Origin of the sequence: Micromonospora sp. NPDC049048 (genome assembly GCF_043197615.1) — a bacterium.
In the GTDB taxonomy this organism is placed as follows: domain Bacteria; phylum Actinomycetota; class Actinomycetes; order Mycobacteriales; family Micromonosporaceae; genus Micromonospora.
Genome location: NZ_JBICTM010000003.1, coordinates 674,808 through 693,104, shown reverse-complemented (window position 1 = coordinate 693,104; position 18,297 = coordinate 674,808). Strand labels below are relative to the sequence as shown.

The 18,297-nt window shown below is 71.5% G+C and carries 17 protein-coding genes; 5 read left to right on the top strand and 12 right to left on the bottom strand.

Annotated elements, in window-relative coordinates:
* Positions 1-8: 8 nt before the first annotated feature.
* Positions 9-662, bottom strand: coding sequence for an acVLRF1 family peptidyl-tRNA hydrolase (locus ACGFIG_RS13755; protein ID WP_393002506.1), 654 nt, complete (start codon positions 660-662; stop codon positions 9-11).
* 311 nt (positions 663-973) lie between these two features.
* On the opposite strand from ACGFIG_RS13755, the gene ACGFIG_RS13750 reads away from it, so the two are divergent.
* Positions 974-2,455 (top strand): PQQ-binding-like beta-propeller repeat protein, encoded by a 1,482-nt coding sequence (locus tag ACGFIG_RS13750; RefSeq protein WP_393002504.1) that lies wholly within the window; start codon positions 974-976, stop codon positions 2,453-2,455.
* A gap of 87 nt (positions 2,456-2,542) precedes the next feature.
* On the opposite strand, the gene ACGFIG_RS13745 is transcribed toward ACGFIG_RS13750, so the two are convergent.
* From ACGFIG_RS13745 to ACGFIG_RS13710, 8 genes are all read right to left on the bottom strand, one after another.
* A complete protein-coding gene (locus tag ACGFIG_RS13745; protein WP_393002502.1) occupies positions 2,543-2,989 on the bottom strand; it encodes a metal-sulfur cluster assembly factor in 447 nt (148 codons plus the stop codon).
* Positions 2,986-3,462, bottom strand: a complete 477-nt coding sequence (gene sufU, locus ACGFIG_RS13740; protein WP_393002500.1) for a Fe-S cluster assembly sulfur transfer protein SufU — start codon at positions 3,460-3,462, stop codon at positions 2,986-2,988. Before sufU ends, ACGFIG_RS13745 begins: the two co-directional genes overlap by 4 nt.
* A 42-nt stretch (positions 3,463-3,504) precedes the next feature.
* Positions 3,505-4,809 carry a cysteine desulfurase gene (locus ACGFIG_RS13735; protein ID WP_393002498.1) on the bottom strand — a complete coding sequence of 435 codons (1,305 nt, stop codon included), beginning with the start codon at positions 4,807-4,809 and terminating at the stop codon, positions 3,505-3,507.
* 32 nt (positions 4,810-4,841) lie between these two features.
* On the bottom strand, positions 4,842-5,615 hold the full coding sequence (sufC, locus tag ACGFIG_RS13730; protein WP_393002497.1) for a Fe-S cluster assembly ATPase SufC: 774 nt from the start codon (positions 5,613-5,615) through the stop codon (positions 4,842-4,844).
* The gene (locus tag ACGFIG_RS13725) at positions 5,615-5,941 is read right to left on the bottom strand and encodes a non-heme iron oxygenase ferredoxin subunit (RefSeq protein WP_393002496.1); all 327 of its coding nucleotides are present in this window, start codon (positions 5,939-5,941) and stop codon (positions 5,615-5,617) included. The genes sufC and ACGFIG_RS13725 overlap by 1 nt, the downstream gene beginning before the upstream one ends.
* Positions 5,941-7,083, bottom strand: coding sequence for a Fe-S cluster assembly protein SufD (gene sufD / locus ACGFIG_RS13720; RefSeq protein WP_393002495.1), 1,143 nt, complete (start codon positions 7,081-7,083; stop codon positions 5,941-5,943). The genes ACGFIG_RS13725 and sufD overlap by 1 nt, the downstream gene beginning before the upstream one ends.
* Positions 7,084-7,196: 113 nt before the next feature.
* On the bottom strand, positions 7,197-8,627 hold the full coding sequence (gene sufB, locus ACGFIG_RS13715; protein WP_393002494.1) for a Fe-S cluster assembly protein SufB: 1,431 nt from the start codon (positions 8,625-8,627) through the stop codon (positions 7,197-7,199).
* A complete protein-coding gene (locus ACGFIG_RS13710) occupies positions 8,624-9,379 on the bottom strand; it encodes a helix-turn-helix transcriptional regulator (protein WP_393002493.1) in 756 nt (251 codons plus the stop codon). Before ACGFIG_RS13710 ends, sufB begins: the two co-directional genes overlap by 4 nt.
* A 98-nt stretch (positions 9,380-9,477) precedes the next feature.
* Between ACGFIG_RS13710 and ACGFIG_RS13705 the strand changes: the two genes are divergently transcribed.
* A complete protein-coding gene (locus ACGFIG_RS13705; RefSeq protein WP_393002492.1) occupies positions 9,478-10,440 on the top strand; it encodes a heme A synthase in 963 nt (320 codons plus the stop codon).
* Positions 10,441-10,477: 37 nt separating this feature from the next.
* Here ACGFIG_RS13705 and ACGFIG_RS13700 read toward each other — a convergent pair whose 3' ends face one another.
* The 3 genes from ACGFIG_RS13700 to ACGFIG_RS13690 all read right to left on the bottom strand — a co-directional run bounded on the left by ACGFIG_RS13700 (position 10,478) and on the right by ACGFIG_RS13690 (position 12,965).
* Positions 10,478-11,398 (bottom strand): RimK family alpha-L-glutamate ligase, encoded by a 921-nt coding sequence (locus ACGFIG_RS13700; RefSeq protein WP_393002491.1) that lies wholly within the window; start codon positions 11,396-11,398, stop codon positions 10,478-10,480.
* A gap of 6 nt (positions 11,399-11,404) precedes the next feature.
* Positions 11,405-11,725 carry a hypothetical protein gene (locus tag ACGFIG_RS13695; RefSeq protein ID WP_393002490.1) on the bottom strand — a complete coding sequence of 107 codons (321 nt, stop codon included), beginning with the start codon at positions 11,723-11,725 and terminating at the stop codon, positions 11,405-11,407.
* 280 nt (positions 11,726-12,005) lie between these two features.
* Entirely contained in the window at positions 12,006-12,965 is a 960-nt protein-coding gene (locus tag ACGFIG_RS13690) for a heme o synthase (RefSeq protein WP_393002489.1), read from the bottom strand.
* Positions 12,966-13,229: 264 nt separating this feature from the next.
* On the opposite strand from ACGFIG_RS13690, the gene tkt reads away from it, so the two are divergent.
* From tkt to ACGFIG_RS13675, 3 genes are all read left to right on the top strand, one after another.
* Complete coding sequence (gene tkt / locus ACGFIG_RS13685; protein ID WP_393002488.1) at positions 13,230-15,368, top strand: transketolase; 2,139 nt, start codon at positions 13,230-13,232, stop codon at positions 15,366-15,368.
* A 16-nt stretch (positions 15,369-15,384) separates the two neighbouring features.
* A complete protein-coding gene (gene tal, locus ACGFIG_RS13680) occupies positions 15,385-16,563 on the top strand; it encodes a transaldolase (protein WP_393002487.1) in 1,179 nt (392 codons plus the stop codon).
* Positions 16,564-16,639: 76 nt separating this feature from the next.
* The gene (locus ACGFIG_RS13675; RefSeq protein ID WP_393002486.1) at positions 16,640-18,289 is read left to right on the top strand and encodes a glucose-6-phosphate isomerase; all 1,650 of its coding nucleotides are present in this window, start codon (positions 16,640-16,642) and stop codon (positions 18,287-18,289) included.
* The last annotated feature ends 8 nt before the right edge of the window (positions 18,290-18,297 follow it).

Sequence of the window (18,297 nt, the reverse complement as noted above, 5' to 3'; positions counted from 1 at the left end):
GCGCCGGGTCAGGACGGCGCGGGGTCGCGGACCAGGATCCGGACCGCCCGGGCCGCCGCGATCGCGCCGACGAGCACGGCGTGGCGGGGCTCGGGCACGTCCAGCAGCCGCTCGGCGCGCAGCGCCGCGAGCGGGGCGAGCCGCCGGTCGGCCAGCACGGTGTCCACCGCCCGCCGATCGCCGCCGCAGACCAGCGCGCTGAGCGACGCCGCCTCCGGCAGCAGCAGCCGTACGGCCAGGTCGACGGCGTCACCCAGCGCCGCCTTCGCCTGGTTGTCGCGCCGCCGGGCGAAGCGCTGCTGGGACCACCCCCCGGCGGCGGTTCGTCCCTGCACGTAGCGGGTGTCCACCTTGGAGACCACCAGTTCCTCCCCCGCCGCGACGCCCACCGCCACCGCGCCCTTGCGGGCCAGCAGCAGGCCGATGCGCCGGGGCGCGGTCGCGGCGGCCACGAAACCGGGCAGGTCGGCGGCGGTGGGCGCGCCGGGCGGGGTGTGCAGCTCGGCGGTCGCGCCGTCCGGCGCGGCCAGCCGCAGTCCGTACGCCTCGATTGTGGTGGTCGGCGGGCCGTGCCGGTCGGCGAAGCCGGCGACCCAGCGGGCCATCCGGCCGGGCTCCACGTCCACCCACCGGCCTCCCCCGGCCGCCGGTCTGCTGCTCATAGGCCCGAAGGTACGGCACTCCCGGCCGCCCAGCTCCGGCGGTCGCTCAGCAGACGGGTACGGATCCGGGGCATCGACATGCTCTAGTACGCTGCCGCTGCCGCTTCCCGGATCGGGGCACTTTCCGGGCGGTCGTGTTCTTCGCCGTTGCGAGCATCGACGAGAGGGCAGGTATGGAGTCGGTAACGGGTGGGATGGACAGCCCTGTCGACGGCTCAGCCGGGACGAGCGCCGACCCGCCGAGTAACGGGCAGTCCCCGGCAGGTGCCGCTCCCGCGACGGAAGAATCCCGACGCCTGCGCGTACGGGACGTGCTCTGGCTGCCCCTGGGGCTGGCCCTGCTCCTGCTCGGCTGGTGGCTTCCCCTCAGGGAGCTGTACCTCGTCGGCGCCGTGACGGCCCCGGCGGGAGTCGCGGTGATCGTCTTCAGGATCTCCGGCGGGCTGCGCGGCATCCGACCACGGCCACTGCTCGTCGCCACGGTCGTCCTCGCCACCTTCGCCGCCGGGGCACTCGTCCAGGCACCACGACTGGTGATGTCCCAGCCGGATGGACCGTACGTGTGGCACTCGTCGAGAGGCACCGGCGACGACAGGTACGGCGCATTTGTCGAAGAGGTCAAGACGCTGCCCCACGTGCTACTCATGAAGACTCGTAGCGGGCTGCGGGGACGCGACCCGCAGACGGGCGAGAGGATGTTCGGGATCTGGACGAAGAACGGTCGCGTTTTCGTCGGCCCGGACGGAAACATGGCGGTGCATGACAGCGCCGAATTCAGATATTACAGCGCCACCGGCTCGTTGCTGTGGCAGCTTGCGCACCCCTCCCGTGTCCCTGTCGAGCGTGTACTGGTCGCCATGGGCACTGGCACCGTCGTCCTGCGCGACTGCCTCAAAGACTCGTGCGTCTACACCGGGCACGGGCCGTCCGGCGCGGTGTTGTGGACGGCCACCGGCGCCCACCATAAAACCGAGTTCGGCCCCGTCGGCAACGACGATCGCATCAGTGGTGCGCGCATCCGGGTCGCTCCGACTGTCGTCGCCGTCGACCCGAACCCGCGCACCGATGAGCGTGCGACCCTCATCAGGACGACCACGGTACGCGGGGCCGACGGACGAATCCTCGGCACCACACGCGGCAACGCGACCGCCGTCATCGGCGAGACGGTGGTGCTGGACGTGGGCGGATGCCAGCTCGCCGCAGTCCGGGGCGGCAAGGCCATCTGGACCACCCAGGGCCTGCCCTGTGCAGACGTGCCCCGGAACGCAAACCCGAGATACTTCGAGAAGCGCCTCTACTTCAAGAGCTTCACCGACAACGAATGGACCGGCACCATCACGGTCGGTCTCGACGACGGTCAGTGGCGCGCGACCGGTCCTCTCCAGACCGACTTCGACAGCAAGTTCGTTCCACATCGCACGACGGGCGTGGCCGGCGACGAGATATGGGTCGAGCGACGCGGCCAGTCCCTCACCGGTGTGGACGCCGCCACCGGCCAGGCCCTCTGGACCTTCCGCGCTCCGGGCCCCCTCTTTCCGACGATGCTCGTTCTCCAGCAGGGGGCTGTCGTGGTGGCGTCGAGCCCGGGCGAGCGGCTCACCGAACTCACCGGAGAGCACGATTCGTGCCTCATCACGGTGCTCGACGCGCGCACCGGCCGGACGACCGCCCGACTGGTCCTGCCGCACCCACGCGGCTCCAGCATCTCCGGCGTCGCACCGGGGCGAGCCTTCCTCCAGGGCCCCAGCTTCGTCGACGATCGAGACGCCGACGGACTTCTGGGCCGCCCGTAGCATCTGCCGACCGGCCAGTGACGGGATGGTCGGTTACGCATCGAGCGCGGCACCCCTGCTGAGGTGCCGCGCTCGACGAGAAACGGGTCAGACGTTGAAGCCGAGGGAGCGGAGCTGGTCGCGCCCCTCGTCGGTGATCTTGTCCGGCCCCCACGGCGGGAGCCACACCCAGTTGATCCGGATGTCGTCGACCAGTCCCCCACCCGGTCCGGTGGTCAGCGCCTGCCGGGCCTGGTCCTCGATCACGTCGGTCAGCGGGCAGGCCGCCGAGGTCAGCGTCATGTCCAGGGTGGCCACGTTGTCGTCGCCGACGTGCACGCCGTAGACCAGGCCGAGGTCGACCACGTTGATGCCCAGCTCGGGGTCGACGACGTCCTTCATCGCCTCCTCGACGTCGGCGACGGCGGCCTTCCCCTTGGCCGCCGACGCGGCGGCCGGCGCCCCGTCCACAGCCGGCGCGGCGGCCTGCGCGGCCGGGGTGGCCGTGCCCTCGGTCTCCGGGGTCGCCGCGGTGGCGGTGTCCTCGCTGCTCATGCCTCAACCTCCGTCGGGCTCACGCCCACACCGGCGCGTGCCGCGGCGTCCTTGAACGCCATCCACGGCAACAGCGCGCACTTGACCCGGGCGGGGTAGCGGGCGACACCCGCGAACGCGACCCCGTCACCGAGCACGTCCTCGTCCGGCGTGACCTGGCCACGACCGGACATCAACTCGACGAACGCCTCGTGCACCCGGAACGCGTCGCCCGCGCCCCGGCCCACCAGCAGCTCGTGCAGCACGCTCGCCGACGCCTGGCTGATGGAGCAGCCCATGCCGTCGTACGAGACGTCGTGCAGCACGTCGCCGTCGGTGGCCACCCGTACGGTCACCTCGTCGCCGCACGTCGGGTTGACGTGGTGCGCCTCGGCGACCCGGGCGTCCGTGGCATCCGTGTCACGCAGGCCGCGACCGTGCGGGTGCTTGTAGTGGTCCAGGATGATCTCCTGGTAAAGAGATTCAAGCTGCATCAGGCTGAACTCCCGTCGATCCGCGGGCTCCCGCGTCGCCGCTCACTCGAACACCTTCCGCACCTGCTCCAGGCCCGCCACCAGGGCGTCGATCTCCTCGGTGGTGGTGTAGAGGTAGAACGAGGCACGCGTCATGGCCGGCACCCGGAACCGGGTGCACACCGGCTTGGCGCAGTGGTGGCCGACGCGCACCTGCACACCGAGCGAGTCGAGCACCTGCCCGACGTCGTGCGGATGGATGTCACCGAGGGCGAAGGAGATGGTGCCGCCCCGGCCCACCGGCACGCTCGGCCCGAAGATCCGCAGGCCGGGCACCGTGGCGAGGGCGTCCAACGCGTACGCCGTCAGCTCCTTCTCGTGCCACTGGATGGCCCGCATCCCGATGCCGCTGAGGTAGTCGACGGCCGCGCCGAGCGCGACCGCCTCGGCGATCGGCGGGGTGCCGGCCTCGAAGCGGGCCGGCGGCGCGGCGAACGTGGAGCGGGCCATGCTGACGGTCTCGATCATCGACCCGCCGCCCAGCACCGGCGGCATCGCCGCCAGCAGCTCCGCCCGGCCCCAGAGCACCCCGATGCCGGTCGGGCCGCACATCTTGTGCCCGGTGAAGACGACGAAGTCGACGTCGTAGTCGACCACGTCCATCGGCATGTGCGGCACCGACTGGGAGCAGTCGAGCAGCAGCAGCGCGCCCACCTCGCGGACCCGCGCGGTGATCCGCGAGGTGGCGTTGACCGTGCCGAGGATGTTGGACATGTGCACCAGCGAGACGATCTTCGTCCGCTCGGTGACCAGGTCCTCCAGGCCCGACTCGTCCAGGCGCCCCTGATCGGTGACCGGGAACCAGCGCAGGGTCGCGCCGGTGCGCTCGCAGAGCAACTGCCACGGGACGATGTTCGAGTGGTGCTCCATCTCGGAGATCACCACCTCGTCACCCGGCCCGAGCCGGAAGCGCTCGTCGGCGTCGGAGCGCAGCGACGCGTTGGAGAACGCGTACGCCACGACGTTGATCGCCTCGGTGGAGTTCTTGGTGAACACCACCTCGTCCACGCTCGGCGCGTTGATGAACGCGGCGATCTTCGCCCGCGCGCCCTCGTACGCCTCGGTGGCCTCCGTGCCCAGCGTGTGCACCGAGCGGGACACGTTGGCGTTGTGCATGGCGTAGTGCTCGCCGAGCACGTCGAGCACCTGCCGCGGCTTGTGCGAGGTGTTGGCGCTGTCGAGGTAGACCAGCCGGTGCCCGTTGACCTCCCGGTCGAGGATCGGGAAGTCGGCGCGCACCGCCGCCACGTCGTAACGCGGCACGTCGTCGTACTGCGGCATCCCCGACGGGATCGCGATGGAAGTCATGTCGACCGGCCCACCCATTCTTCCGAGAGGACTCAGGCCCGCGCCGCGCCGGCCCCGGCGACGTAGCGCTCGTAGCCCTCTTCCTCGAGCTTGTCGGCCAGCTCCGGGCCGCCCTGCTCGACGATCCGGCCGGCGACGAAGACGTGCACGAAGTCCGGCTTGATGTAGCGCAGGATCCGGGTGTAGTGGGTGATCAGCAGCATTCCGGTGTCGCCGGTGTCGCGGACCCGGTTGACGCCCTCGCTGACCACGCGCAGCGCGTCCACGTCGAGGCCGGAGTCGGTCTCGTCGAGGATCGCGATCTTCGGCTTGAGCAGCTCCAGCTGCACGATCTCGTGCCGCTTCTTCTCACCGCCGGAGAAGCCCTCGTTGACGTTGCGCTGGGCGAACGCCGGGTCCATCTGGAGGCGCTCCATGGCCCCGCGCAGCTCGCCACCCCAGGTGCGCAGCTTGGGCGCCTGGCCGTCGATGGCGGTCTTGGCGGTACGCAGGAAGTTCGCCACCGAGACGCCGGGGACCTCGACCGGGTACTGCATGGCCAGGAAGAGGCCGGCGCGGGCGCGCTCGTCCACGGACAGGGCCAGCACGTCCTCGCCGTCGAGGGTCACCGAGCCGCCGGTGATCTCGTACTTGGGGTGGCCGGCGATCGAGTAGGCCAGGGTGGACTTGCCGGAGCCGTTCGGGCCCATGATCGCGTGGGTCTCGCCCGAGCGGACGGTCAGGTCGACACCGGCCAGGATCGGCTTGAGCTCACCCTCGGGCAGCTTGACCGACACCTTCAGGTCGCGGATCTCCAGGGTGCTCATTATCGGGTCACTCCATTGCTCGGCGTGAGACTGACGTAGATGTCGCCGTCTCGGACTTCGACGGGATAGACGGGTACGGGTTCGGTGGCGGGCAGCCCGGTCGGCTCGCCGGTCCTCAGGTCGAAACGGGATCCGTGCAGCCAGCATTCCAGCGTGCAACCCTCGACCTCCCCCTCGGAGAGGGCGACCGCGGCGTGCGAGCACTCGTCGTAGGCGGCGTAGAAGACGCCGTCCTCGCCGTGCACCAGCGCGATCGGGGTGCCGTCGACGTCGGCACTGATCACGGTGCCCTTCGGCACGTCCTCGGTGGAGCAGAGCCGGATCATCAGGCGCCGGCCTTCGCGAGGCGGCCCTCGATGGCGTCGCCCAGCCGCTCCCGCAGCTCCTCGACCGGGATCTTGTTGATCAGCTCGGCGAAGAAGCCGCGGACCACCAGGCGCCGTGCCTCGGCCTCCGGGATGCCCCGGGCCATCAGGTAGAACAGCTGCTCGTCGTCGAAGCGGCCGGTCGCGCTCGCGTGCCCGGCGCCGGCGATCTCGCCGGTCTCGATCTCCAGATTGGGTACGGAGTCGGCCCGCGCGCCGTCGGTCAGCAGCAGGTTCCGGTTGATCTCGTACGTGTCGGTGCCGGTCGCCTCGGCGCGGATCAGCACGTCGCCCACCCAGACGGTACGCGCGCTCTCGCCCTGCAACGCGCCCCGGTAGCCGACGTAGCTGCGGCAGTCCGGCACGGTGTGGTCGACGAGCTGACGGTGCTCCAGGTGCTGCCCCGAGTCGGCGAAGTAGAGGCCGTACAGTTCGGCCTCGCCGCCCCGGTCGGTGTACTCCACCGAGGTGTACTGCCGGACCAGGTCGCCGCCGAGGGAGACCTGGACGTGCACCACCTTCGCGTCGCGACCCAGCCGCACCTTCAGGTGCTGCGCCTGCACGGCGTCGCCGGCCCAGTCGGCGACGGTGACCAGGGTGAGCTTGGCCCCGTCGGCCACGGACACCTCGACGTTGTCGGCCAGCGTGGCCGAACCGACGTGCTCCACCACCAGGGTCACCTCGGCGAACCGGCCCACCTCCACGAAGGTGTGCCCGAAGGCCAGGCCCTCGACGCCCTCGCCGACCACCCGCAGGCTCACCGGCTCGGCCACCACGGCGTCGCGGGCGACCTGGACCAGCAGCGCCTGGTCGGCCCCGCCGTAGGCCAGCGCGCTGACCCGGTCGACCGGGGTGAGCACGCTGCCCACCCGCGGGTCGTCGGAGCCGATCCGCTCGACGGTGACGCCCGCGGGCAGGTCGCCGTACTCGTGGCGGACCGCGCCGGTGGCGGCCTGCGCCCCGCCGGTGAGCCCGCGCAGTCGCTTGAGCGGGGTGAAGCGCCAGTCCTCCTCCAGGCCGGTGAGGGCCGGGAAGTCGGCGACGTCGTACGAGCGGAGCGCCTGCGACTTGGTGCTGGGCGGCGCGGAAGCCTGGGTAGTCATCTCTTCCTTGGGTCTGTTCTACGACGACGGTGTCATTGGTCGGAGGTCGGTCGGCGTCCGCCGGCCCCGCAGCGGGCCGGCTCTCGCGCGGCCCGCAGCGGGTCGGGGTGACGTCAGCCGACCGCGCCCTCCATCTGGAGCTCGATCAGGCGGTTGAGCTCCAGGGCGTACTCCATCGGGAGCTCCTTGGCGATCGGCTCGATGAAGCCGCGCACGATCATCGCCATCGCCTCGTCCTCGCTCAGGCCCCGGCTCATCAGGTAGAAGAGCTGGTCGTCACTGATCTTGGAGACGGTGGCCTCGTGCCCCATCGACACGTCGTCCTCGCGGATGTCGACGTACGGGTAGGTGTCCGAGCGGGAGATGGTGTCGACCAGCAGCGCGTCGCACTTGACCGTGCTGCGGCTGCTGTGCGAACCCTCCAGCACCTGGACCAGGCCCCGGTACGACGTGCGGCCGCCGCCCCGGGCGATCGACTTGGAGACGATGGTGGAGGAGGTGTGCGGCGCGGCGTGCACCATCTTGGCGCCCGCGTCCTGGTGCTGCCCCTCGCCGGCCATGGCCACCGAGAGCACCTCGCCCTTGGCGTGCTCGCCGGTCATGTAGACCGCCGGGTACTTCATGGTGACCTTGGAGCCGATGTTGCCGTCGACCCACTCCATGGTCGCGCCCTCGTGGCACACGGCCCGCTTGGTGACCAGGTTGTAGACGTTGTTCGACCAGTTCTGGATGGTCGTGTAGCGGCACCGGGCGTTCTTCTTGACGATGATCTCCACGACGGCGCTGTGCAGCGAGTCGGAGGAGTACAGCGGCGCGGTGCAGCCCTCGACGTAGTGCACGTACGCACCCTCGTCGACGATGATCAGCGTCCGCTCGAACTGGCCCATGTTCTCCGTGTTGATCCGGAAGTAGGCCTGCAGCGGGATCTCCACGTGCACGCCCTTCGGCACGTAGATGAACGAGCCACCGGACCAGACGGAGGTGTTCAGCGCGGCGAACTTGTTGTCGCCGACCGGGATCACCGTGCCGAAGTACTCCTTGAAGATGTCCTCGTGCTCGCGCAGCGCGGTGTCGGTGTCGAGGAAGACGACGCCCTGCTCCTCGAGGTCCTCACGGATCTTGTGGTAGACGACCTCGGACTCGTACTGCGCCGCGACGCCGGCGACCAGCCGCTGCTTCTCCGCCTCGGGGATGCCCAGCCGGTCGTAGGTGTTCTTGATGTCCTCGGGCAGGTCCTCCCAGCTGGTGGCCTGCTTCTCGGTGGACCGCACGAAGTACTTGATGTTGTCGAAGTCGATCCCGGTGAGGTCCGCGCCCCAGCCCGGCATCGGCTTGCGGCCGAACAGCCGCAGGCCCTTCAGACGCAGGTCGAGCATCCAGGCCGGCTCGTTCTTCTTGGCCGAGATGTCCCGCACCACCGCCTCGTTGAGGCCGCGCTGGGCGGACGCCCCCGCGACGTCGGGGTCGGCCCAGCCGTACTCGTAGCGACCGAGGGCGGCGAGCTGCTCCTCCTGGGTCAGGGGCTGGACGATCTGCTCGGTCATCTATCTGTCCTCACAGTGGTGACGGTGTTACCGGACTGGGCGCGCGGCTGGGTGGGGATGTGCGTGGTGCACACCCCGTCGCCGTGCGCGATGGTGGCCAGGCGCTGCACGTGGGTGCCGACCAGACGGGAGATCACCGCGGTCTCGGCCTCGCACAGCTGGGGGAACTCGGCGGCCACGTGCGCCACCGGGCAGTGGTGCTGACAGAGCTGGCCGCCGGAGGCGATCGTGGACGCGTTCGCAGCGTAGCCCTCGGCGGTCAGCGCTCCGGCGAGCGCCTCGGCCCGCGCGAGCGGATCGTCGCCGGCGTCCTCCATGGCGGCCCGGCAGCGGGCCTCCAGCGCGGCGACCTGGTCGGTGGCGAACGCCTCAACCGCCTCCGCGCCGCCGTTGCGCGAGATCCAGCGCAGCGCGGCGGTGGCCATGTTGTCGTAGTGGTGGGTGCCACAGCGCACGCGGGCCGCGTCGGTCAGCACGAACACCTTCGCCGGACGGCCCCGGCCGCGGTGGCCACGGACGGTCTGCTCGCGGGCGACCACGTCACCGTCGGCGAGCATCGCGTCGAGGTGCCGGCGGATCGCGGCCGGGCTGAGCCCGAGCGCCGAGCCGAGCTGCGCGGCGGTGGTCGCGCCCCGCTCCAGCAGCAGCTGGGTGACCCGGTCGCGGGTGGAGAGGTCCGCGACGGACGCGGACTGACCGGCGGCCCGGGTGGCCGTCGGCCGGTGCCCCGAGAGCCCCGCCACGTTTTTCACAACGCCAACGTTACGTAATTCGTCGGAGCCCCGCAAACTCGGGTCCCGGTGATCCGAACCACCGCACGGACGGAGTCACCCGATCGTGGTCCACTACGGTGCGTAGGATTTGCGCCGTGAAGCGACCCGCCCGATTTCCGGTCTCCACCACCCTGCTGCGCCGTCTCGCGCTCGCCTCGATCATCGCGAACGTGGGAATCGTCGTCACCGGCGGGGCCGTCCGACTCACCGCCTCCGGCCTCGGCTGCCCCACCTGGCCCAGGTGCACCGAGGAGTCGTACGTGACGACACCGGAGATGGGCATCTACGGCGTGATCGAGTTCGGCAACCGCCTGCTCACCTTCGCGGTCGGCTTCATCGCGCTGGCGGTGCTGCTGGCCGTGCTGCTGCACCTCCCCCGGCGCGGGGACCTGGTCCCGCTCGCGGTCGCCGTGCTCTTCGGCATCCCGGCACAGGCGATCATCGGCGGGATCACCGTACTGACCAACCTCAACCCGTGGGTGGTCGGCCTGCACTTCCTCGCCTCGATGCTGGTGATCGCGGCGGCGTACGCCCTCTGGCGCCGGATCGAGGACCCGGTGGGCCCGGCAGCGTCCGTCGTGCCGGCACCGCTGCGGACCCTGACCGCGCTCACCACCGTGGTCAGCGCCGCCGTGCTGGTGATCGGCACCTGGGTCACCGGCAGCGGCCCGCACGCGGGCGACCACGGCGCCGCGCGCAACGGGCTCGACCCGCAGACGATCTCCCAGGTGCACGCCGACAGCGTCTTCCTGCTGATCGGCCTCTCCGTGGCGCTGGTCTTCGCCTTCCGCGCGGTCGGCGCCCACCGGGCCGCGCGGGCCGCCACGGTGCTGGTCGCGGTCGAGCTGGGCCAGGGCCTGATCGGCTTCGTGCAGTACTTCACGAACCTGCCGGCGCTGCTGGTGGGCGCGCACATGCTGGGCTCCTGTCTCGTGCTGCTGGCCACCCTGTCGATGCAGTGGTCGACCCGCGAGCGCCGTCCGGTCGGATCGACCCCGACCCCGGAGGCCGCCGACCGGGCCGTCCCGGTCGCCGCCTGACCGCGCTGGCGCCTCCGGTACGCCCGCGGGCGAACCGTCAGACGCCGCCGTCCAGGCGGGCGAGGATCGCGTCGGCCAGGCGGTCGGCGGCGCCGTCGGCGTGCCCGAGGAACAGCGACGGCTCGGTCAGCTCCAGTTCCACCAGCACCGGCGCGCCGTCCGGTCCCGGGATCAGGTCCACCCGGGCGTAGAGCAGCCGTCCCGGCCCGCCGGGCACCGCCGCGAGGGCCTTCTCCGCCACCGTCAACTGCTCCGCGGTGGCGGTACGGGCCGTGATCTCCTCCGGCCTGAACAGCCCCTCCACGCCGAGATCCGGGCCGGTCAGCATCGGGCCCTTGCGCACGGCGTGGCTGAACGTCGGGCCGTGCGGCCCGGCCAGGAAGAGCAGCGCCGTCTCACCGGCCGTGTCGACCGCGCCGAGGTACGGCTGGACCATGGCCAGCCGCCCCGCGTCCGACAGCCGCCGCAGGTGTGCCGCCGCCAGTGCCCGGTGTCCGGGGTCGGCCAGGTCGTAGCAGCCGGTGTCCTGGCTGCCCGCGCTCACGGCCGGCTTGACGACGTACTCGCCGCGCTCGGCGGGTGGTCGCCAGGTCTCCCCCGGCGCGATCCAGGACGTCGGCACGGTGGGCACCCCGGCGGCGGACAACTCGGCCAGGTACCGCTTGTCGGTGTTCCAGCGCACCACGTCGCCCGGGTTGGCAAGGGCCGGGACCCGCGCGGCCCAGGCGACGAACTCGTCCCGCCGCAGCGCGTAGTCCCACGGCGAGCGGAGCACCGCCAGGTCGTACGCCGGCCAGTCGACGCCCGGGTCGGCCCAGTCGAGCACGTCGACGGCCACGCCCCGGCGCGCCAGCGGGTCGAGCAGCAGCCGGTCGTCGGGGTCGAGGTCGGGCAGCCGGGCACAGGTAACGAGAGCGACCCGGGGTCTCCCCCGGGTCGACTGGTGGTGTTCGGTCAATTTATGTCAACGGGCCATCGTGCGCCGGGCCATCGACCGCCAGAGGTCGTTGCTCGGACGCATCTGGTCCATCAGTTCACGCTCCCAGGCGTTCTCGACGGTGACTCCCGCCTTCGCGCACGCCTGCCGCGCCACGACGGTGTCGTCGGCGAACTGGTCACCCCACACCCCGTCCTCACCCACGAGGACGATGCGCGCGCCACGCTTGCCGACGTACTCGATGACCGCCTTCGCCCCGCCGTGCCCGGCGGCGAACGACTTGATGCCCGCGACCAGGCCCTGCGGGGTCTGCTCAGCCGTCAGCGTCGTATCGGAACCTTCTGCCATGCCGGGAAGCGTAAGCAGACTTCCACCCGGGCGGGCGAGAACCATGAACCTTTTGTGATGCCAATTACCCGCAGGTTTAAGGAGAACCAAAGGCAGTTTGCCCTGCTCAATCAGCACTTATCATGCCAAACCGCCGCCGCGAACCGGCCCGGCTCCGGGCATCCGCGCGTTTCCCGGGGCCCATGGCCACGGTGTAACCGATGTGACACAAAAACCGGACAAGCCATGCAGAATGACGACTTTCCAGGTGGGCGGAGTGCCGGTGGGCGGTCGACGCCGGTCAGATGAGGGCGTCGAGCGCGACGGCGGCGAAGAGGATCGTCAGGTAGGTCGTCGACCAGTGGAACAGCCGCATCGGCTTCACGGCCTGCCCGCGCGCCACCCGCCGGGCGAGCTTGTGCGCCTCGATCACGAAGATCGCACCGACCACCACGGCGGGCACGCCGTAGATCAGGCTCATTCCCAGCGGCCACACGGCCAGCGAGGACGCCACGGTCAGCCAGGCGAACCCGATGATCTCGGCGTTCACCCGCCGGGTGGAGGCCACCACCGGCAGCATCGGGATGCCCGCCCGGGCGTAGTCGTCCTTGTACTTCATCGCCAGCGGGTAGAAGTGCGGCATCTGCCAGAAGAAGACCACCGCGAACAGCGCCCACGCGGCCGGGGAGAGGGTCCCGGTCACCGCCGCCCAGCCGATCAGCACCGGCGCCGCCCCGCAGGCCCCGCCCCAGAACGTGTTCGCCGTCGTGGTGCGCTTGAGCCACAGGGTGTAGACGACGTCGTAGTAGACGATCGCCGCCAGCGTGAGCCCGGCGGCCAGCAGGTTGGTGAACACCGCCATCATCGCGACCGACACCGCCGCCAGCACCAGCCCGAAGATCAGCGCGTTGCGCGGCGTCACGGTGTGCGTCGGCAGCGGGCGGCGCTTGGTGCGCCGCATCAACTGGTCGATGTCCCGGTCGATGTAGCAGTTGATGACGCTGGCGGCGCCGGCGGCGAGCGAGCCGCCGACCAGCACCACGGCCACCAGCCAGAGCGACGGCATGCCGCCGTCCGCGAGCATCATCGCCGGCACCGTGGTGACGAGGAGCAGTTCCACGATCCGCGGCTTGGTCAGCGTCACGTAGGCCGAGACAACCGCGCGGATGTCGCGCCGGACCGCCTCCGACGTCTCCACCGTGGTCCGCACCGGCGGCTCCCCGGCAGAGTTGCTGACGGGGCGCTCGGTGATCATGCTCACGGATTGCCACCTTCCGGCGTCGGCAGGGGAGGTCGGATCGGCTGGGCCCGGCTGGGGCCACACGCCGCACCACAGACTACGCGTCGTCGTTTTGGCTGCCCGGGCGACCCGACAACGGTGCGGGCCGTCACACTGTCGGGGCACGACCAGGAGTGACGCGGACCAGTACAGACCGGCATGCAGAGATCCCTGGGCGGACGTTTAGGACCGCTCGATAGGGTCACCAGTGAGGGTTCCGCCCATCTGCCGAGGAGCACAACCATCGTGGCTGCCAACCGACCCGAGCACCCCGCACTCAACTGGTCCGACCTCGACCGCCGGGCCGTCGACACCGTCCGCGTGCTGGCCATGGATGCCGTGGAGAAATCCGGCAACGGCCACCCGGGCACCGCGATGAGCCTCGCGCCCGCGGCCTACCTCCTCTTCAACCGGGTCATGCGGCACAACCCGGCCGACCCCAACTGGGCCGGCCGGGACCGCTTCGTGCTGTCCGCGGGCCACTCCAGCCTCACCCTCTACATCCAGCTCTTCCTCTCCGGCTACCCCATGTCGCTGGAGGACCTGAAGTCGCTGCGGCAGTGGGGCTCGCTGACCCCGGGCCACCCCGAGCACGGGCACACCCCCGGTGTGGAGACCACCACCGGGCCGCTCGGGCAGGGCATGGGCAACGCGGTCGGCATGGCGATGGCCGCCCGCCGCGAGCGCGGCCTGTTCGACCCGGAGGCGGAGCCGGGCCGGTCGGTCTTCGACCACGACATCTGGTGCATCGCCTCGGACGGCGACATCGAGGAGGGCATCAGCCACGAGGCCAGCGCGCTCGCCGGGCACCAGCAGCTCGGCAACCTCACGGTGATCTACGACGACAACGAGATCTCGATCGAGGACGACACCCGGATCGCCAAGAGCGAGGACGTCGCGGCCCGCTACGAGGCGTACGGCTGGCACGTGCAGACCGTCGACTGGCGCATCGGCGACGCCGACCAGGGCGACTACCACGAGGACGTCGAGGCCCTGTACCAGGCGTTGCTGGCGGCGAAGGCCGAGACCGGCCGCCCCTCCTTCATCGCGCTGCGCACCATCATCGGCTGGCCCGCGCCCAACAAGAAGAACACCGGCAAGATCCACGGCTCGGCGCTGGGCGGCGACGAGGTGGCCGCCACCAAGCGGCTGCTCGGCTTCGACCCGGCCCGCTCCTTCGAGGTCGACGAGGAGGTGCTCGGCCACGCCCGCAGCGTCATGGAGCGCGGCGCCCGCGCCCAGCAGGAGTGGACCACGGCGTTCGACGGCTGGGCGAAGGCCAACCCCGAGCGCCACGCGCTCTACGACCGGATGGCCGGGCGGATCCTGCCGAACGGCTGGACCGAGGCGCTGCCGGAGTTCCCGGCCGACGCCAAGGGCGTCGCCACCCGGGCGGCCTCCGGCAAGGTCCTGGAGGCGCTCGCCGGGGTGCTGCCGGAGCTGTGGGGCGGCTCGGCCGACCTGGCGGAGAGCAACAACACCACCATGAAGGGCGAGCCGTCCTTCGTCCCCGCCGTCCACGCCACCAAGGACTTCCCCGGCCACGAGTACGGCCGCACGCTGCACTTCGGCATCCGCGAGCACGCCATGGGCGCGATCCTCAACGGCATCGCCCTGCACGGCGGCACCCGCCCGTACGGCGGCACCTTCCTGGTGTTCAGCGACTACATGCGCCCCGCGGTGCGGCTCGCCGCGCTGATGAAGCTGCCGGTGATCTACGTCTGGACGCACGACTCGATCGGCCTCGGCGAGGACGGCCCCACGCACCAGCCGGTGGAACACCTGACCGCGCTGCGCGCCATCCCCGGCCTGGACGTGGTCCGGCCCGCCGACGCCAACGAGACGGCCTGGGCCTGGCGGCAGGCGCTGGAGCACACCGACCGGCCGACCGCGCTGGCGCTGAGCCGCCAGGCGCTGCCGACGTTCGACCGGTCGACCCTGGCTGGCGCCGAGGGCGTGGCGAAGGGCGGCTACGTGCTGGCCGAGGCCTCCAACAGCAAGCCGCAGGTGATCCTCGTCGGCACCGGCTCCGAGGTGCAGCTCTGCCTGACGGCGCGCGAGCGGCTGGAGGCCGACGGCACCCCGACCCGGGTCGTGTCGATGCCCTGCCAGGAGTGGTTCTTCGCGCAGGACGAGGCGTACCGGGAGTCGGTGCTGCCGCGCGGGGTAAAGGCACGGGTGAGCGTGGAGGCGGGCATCGCCATGTCCTGGCGGGGCATCGTCGGCGACATCGGCGAGAGCGTCAGCCTGGAGCACTACGGCGCGAGCGCCCCGCACTCCGTGCTCTTCGAGCAGTTCGGCTTCACCCCCGACCGGATCGTGGCCGCCGCACACGCGGCGCTGACCCGGGCGGGCGACATCACCGGTTTCACGACCGGCAACTGAGGGGAGCGTGGACGGCATGACGGACAGGCTGAGTGAACTCACCGCCGCAGGCGTGGCGGTCTGGCTCGACGACCTTTCCCGGGTACGGCTCTCCTCCGGCGGGCTGGACCAGCTCCGCCGGGAGAAGCACGTGGCCGGGGTGACCACCAACCCGACGATCTTCGCCAAGGCGTTGAGCGACGCCGACGAGTACGACTGGCAGCTGCGCGACCTCGCCGCCCGTGGGGTGGAGGTCGAGGAGGCCGTGCGCATGCTCACCACGTACGACGTGCGGTGGGCGTGCGACGTGATGCACCCGTCGTACGAGCGCAGCGCCGGGGTCGACGGCCGGGTCTCCATCGAGGTGGACCCACGGCTGGCCCACGAGACCGACAAGACGGTCGCCGAGGCCAAGGCGCTGTGGTGGCTGGTCGACCGGCCCAACCTCTTCATCAAGATCCCGGCCACCGAGGCCGGCCTGCCGGCGATCACCGCCACCCTCGCGGAGGGGATCAGCGTCAACGTCACGCTGATCTTCGGGCTGGACCGCTACTCGCAGGTGATGGAGGCGTTCCTGGCCGGCCTGGAGCAGGCGAAGGCGAACGGGCACGACCTGTCGAAGATCGGGTCGGTCGCGTCGTTCTTCGTGTCCCGGGTCGACAGCGAGGTCGACAAGAGGCTGGAGAAGATCGGCTCCGCCGAGGCGAAGGCGCTGCGCGGCAAGGCAGCCGTCGCCAACGCCAAGCTCGCGTACGAGCGCTACAGCGAGGTGTTCGCCTCCGACCGCTGGCAGGCCCTCGCCGACGCCGGCGCCCACCCGCAGCGGCCGCTGTGGGCCTCGACCTCGACCAAGAATCCGGACTACCGGGACGTGATCTACGTCGAGGAGCTGATCGCCCCCGGCACGGTCAACACGATGCCGGAGCCGGTCGTGCACGCGTACGCCGACCACGGCGAGACCCGCGGCGACACCATCACCGGCTCCTACGCGGAGGCCCGCGAGGTCTTCGCCGGCCTGGAGTCGGTCGGGGTCGACATGGCCGACGTGATCGAGACCCTGGAGCGCGAGGGCGTGGAGAAGTTCGAGGCGAGCTGGCAGGAACTGCTCGACGGCGTCCGCAAGTCGCTGGCGGCCGCGGGCCGGGGCGCCGGTCGTCCGAGCGACGCCGCGACGGGCAACGCCCAGGCCGCGCAGCAGGCGGGAGGGAACGCGTGAGTGAGCGTAGCGAGCGAACCATCAGGCTCAGCAGTGCGGCGCCTCGCGCCGCCGCCGAGCGGAGCGAGGTGGCGGCGTGAGTGACCTGCTCAACGGGGCGGTCGAGGCCGCCGCGGGGCTTTCGGTGCACGGGGCCGACCCGGTCGACAAGGCGGCCCCCGCTTCCACGCGGGACGCGCTGGTCAACGCCGGCGTCCCGGGCAAGCTGGCCGCGAAGGACCCGACCCTGTGGGGCCCGGACGCCGAGGCCGAGGCGAAGATCCGCCTCGGCTGGGTGGACACCCACCTGCGCAGTCGGGAGCTGCTCCCCCAGCTCGCCGAGCTGAAGGCGGAGCTGGCCGACCTCGACCACGTGGTGCTCGCCGGAATGGGCGGCTCGTCGCTGGCTCCCGAGGTCATCGCCCGTACCCTCGGCAAGCAGCTGACGGTGCTCGACACCACCGACCCGGGGCAGGTACGGGCGGCGCTGGCCGACCGGCTGGAGCGCACCGTGGTCGTGGTGGCCAGCAAGTCCGGCTCGACCGTCGAGACCGACAGCCACCGCCGCGCCTACTGGCAGGCGTTCCTCGACGCGGGGATGACCGAGGCGGAGGCCGGCCGGCACTTCGTCATCGTCACGGACCCCGGCTCGCCGCTGGAGGCGACCGCCGCCGAGATGGGCGCCTTCACCGTGCTCGCCGACCCGAACGTCGGCGGCCGGTACTCGGCGCTGACCGCGTTCGGGCTGGTCCCGTCGGCGCTGGTCGGCGTCGAGGTGGCCGAGCTGCTCGACGAGGCCGACGAGCTGGCGCGGTCGCTGGGCGGGGACCGCGACAACCCGGGCCTGGCGCTCGGCGCGGCCCTCGGGGCGGCGGCCACCATGGGCCGGGACAAGATCGCCCTGATCTCCGACGGCACCGGCATCGAGGGTCTCGGCGACTGGGCCGAGCAGCTGATCGCGGAGTCCACCGGCAAGGCCGGGGTCGGCATCCTGCCGGTCGTCGTGGAGTCGCCACAGAGCCCCGGCGCCGCCGGCGACGACGTGCTCACCGTGACCTACGGCGGGGCGCTGCCCGCCGGCGCCGTGCCAGGCGGCGGCGTCGACGCGGACGTGGCGGTCAACGGCCCGCTCGGCGCGCAGTTCCTGGCCTGGGAGTACGCCACCGCGATCGCCGGGGTGGTCCTCGGCATCGACCCGTTCAACCAGCCCAACGTCACCGAGAGCAAGGAGAACACGAACCGGATCCTCGCCTCGGGCCCGCCGGCGGAGACGCCGTCGTTCACCGAGGGCGCGATCGAGGTGTACGCGCCGCAGGGCGCCCCGGGCGACCTGGTCGGCGTGCTCCGCCAGTTGGTCGACGCGACGGGCGACGACGGTTACCTCGCGGTGATGGCGTACCTCGACCGCTTCGCCGACGCCGACGCGGCCCGGCTGCGGCCGCTGCTGGCCGGTGCCGCCGCGCGGCCGGTCACCTTCGGTTGGGGCCCGCGGTTCCTGCACTCCACCGGCCAGTACCACAAGGGCGGTCCGCAGGTCGGCAGCTACCTCCAGCTCACCGGCGCGGTCGTCGACGACCTGCCGGTGCCGGGCCGGCCGTACACCTTCGGGCAGTTGCAGGCGGCGCAGGCCGCCGGCGACCGGCAGGCCCTGGCGGAGCGGGAGCGCCCGGTGGTCCGGCTGCACCTGACCGACCGGTCCGCGGGCGTGGCCCAGCTGCTCGATGCGGCCGGGTCGTTGCGGGCGTGACGATGGGA

What these genes read in the sequence shown, in the direction of transcription:
- ACGFIG_RS13755 (WP_393002506.1), bottom strand. Translation starts at nt 662, where the DNA reads ATGAGCAGCAGACCGGCGGCCGGGGGAGGCCGGTGGGTGGACGTGGAG.
- ACGFIG_RS13745 (WP_393002502.1), bottom strand. Translation starts at nt 2,989, where the DNA reads ATGAGCAGCGAGGACACCGCCACCGCGGCGACCCCGGAGACCGAGGGC.
- sufU (WP_393002500.1), bottom strand. Translation starts at nt 3,462, where the DNA reads ATGCAGCTTGAATCTCTTTACCAGGAGATCATCCTGGACCACTACAAG.
- ACGFIG_RS13735 (WP_393002498.1), bottom strand. Translation starts at nt 4,809, where the DNA reads ATGACTTCCATCGCGATCCCGTCGGGGATGCCGCAGTACGACGACGTG.
- sufC (WP_393002497.1), bottom strand. Translation starts at nt 5,615, where the DNA reads ATGAGCACCCTGGAGATCCGCGACCTGAAGGTGTCGGTCAAGCTGCCC.
- ACGFIG_RS13725 (WP_393002496.1), bottom strand. Translation starts at nt 5,941, where the DNA reads ATGATCCGGCTCTGCTCCACCGAGGACGTGCCGAAGGGCACCGTGATC.
- sufD (WP_393002495.1), bottom strand. Translation starts at nt 7,083, where the DNA reads ATGACTACCCAGGCTTCCGCGCCGCCCAGCACCAAGTCGCAGGCGCTC.
- sufB (WP_393002494.1), bottom strand. Translation starts at nt 8,627, where the DNA reads ATGACCGAGCAGATCGTCCAGCCCCTGACCCAGGAGGAGCAGCTCGCC.
- ACGFIG_RS13695 (WP_393002490.1), bottom strand. Translation starts at nt 11,725, where the DNA reads ATGGCAGAAGGTTCCGATACGACGCTGACGGCTGAGCAGACCCCGCAG.
- tal (WP_393002487.1), top strand. Translation starts at nt 15,385, where the DNA reads ATGACGGACAGGCTGAGTGAACTCACCGCCGCAGGCGTGGCGGTCTGG.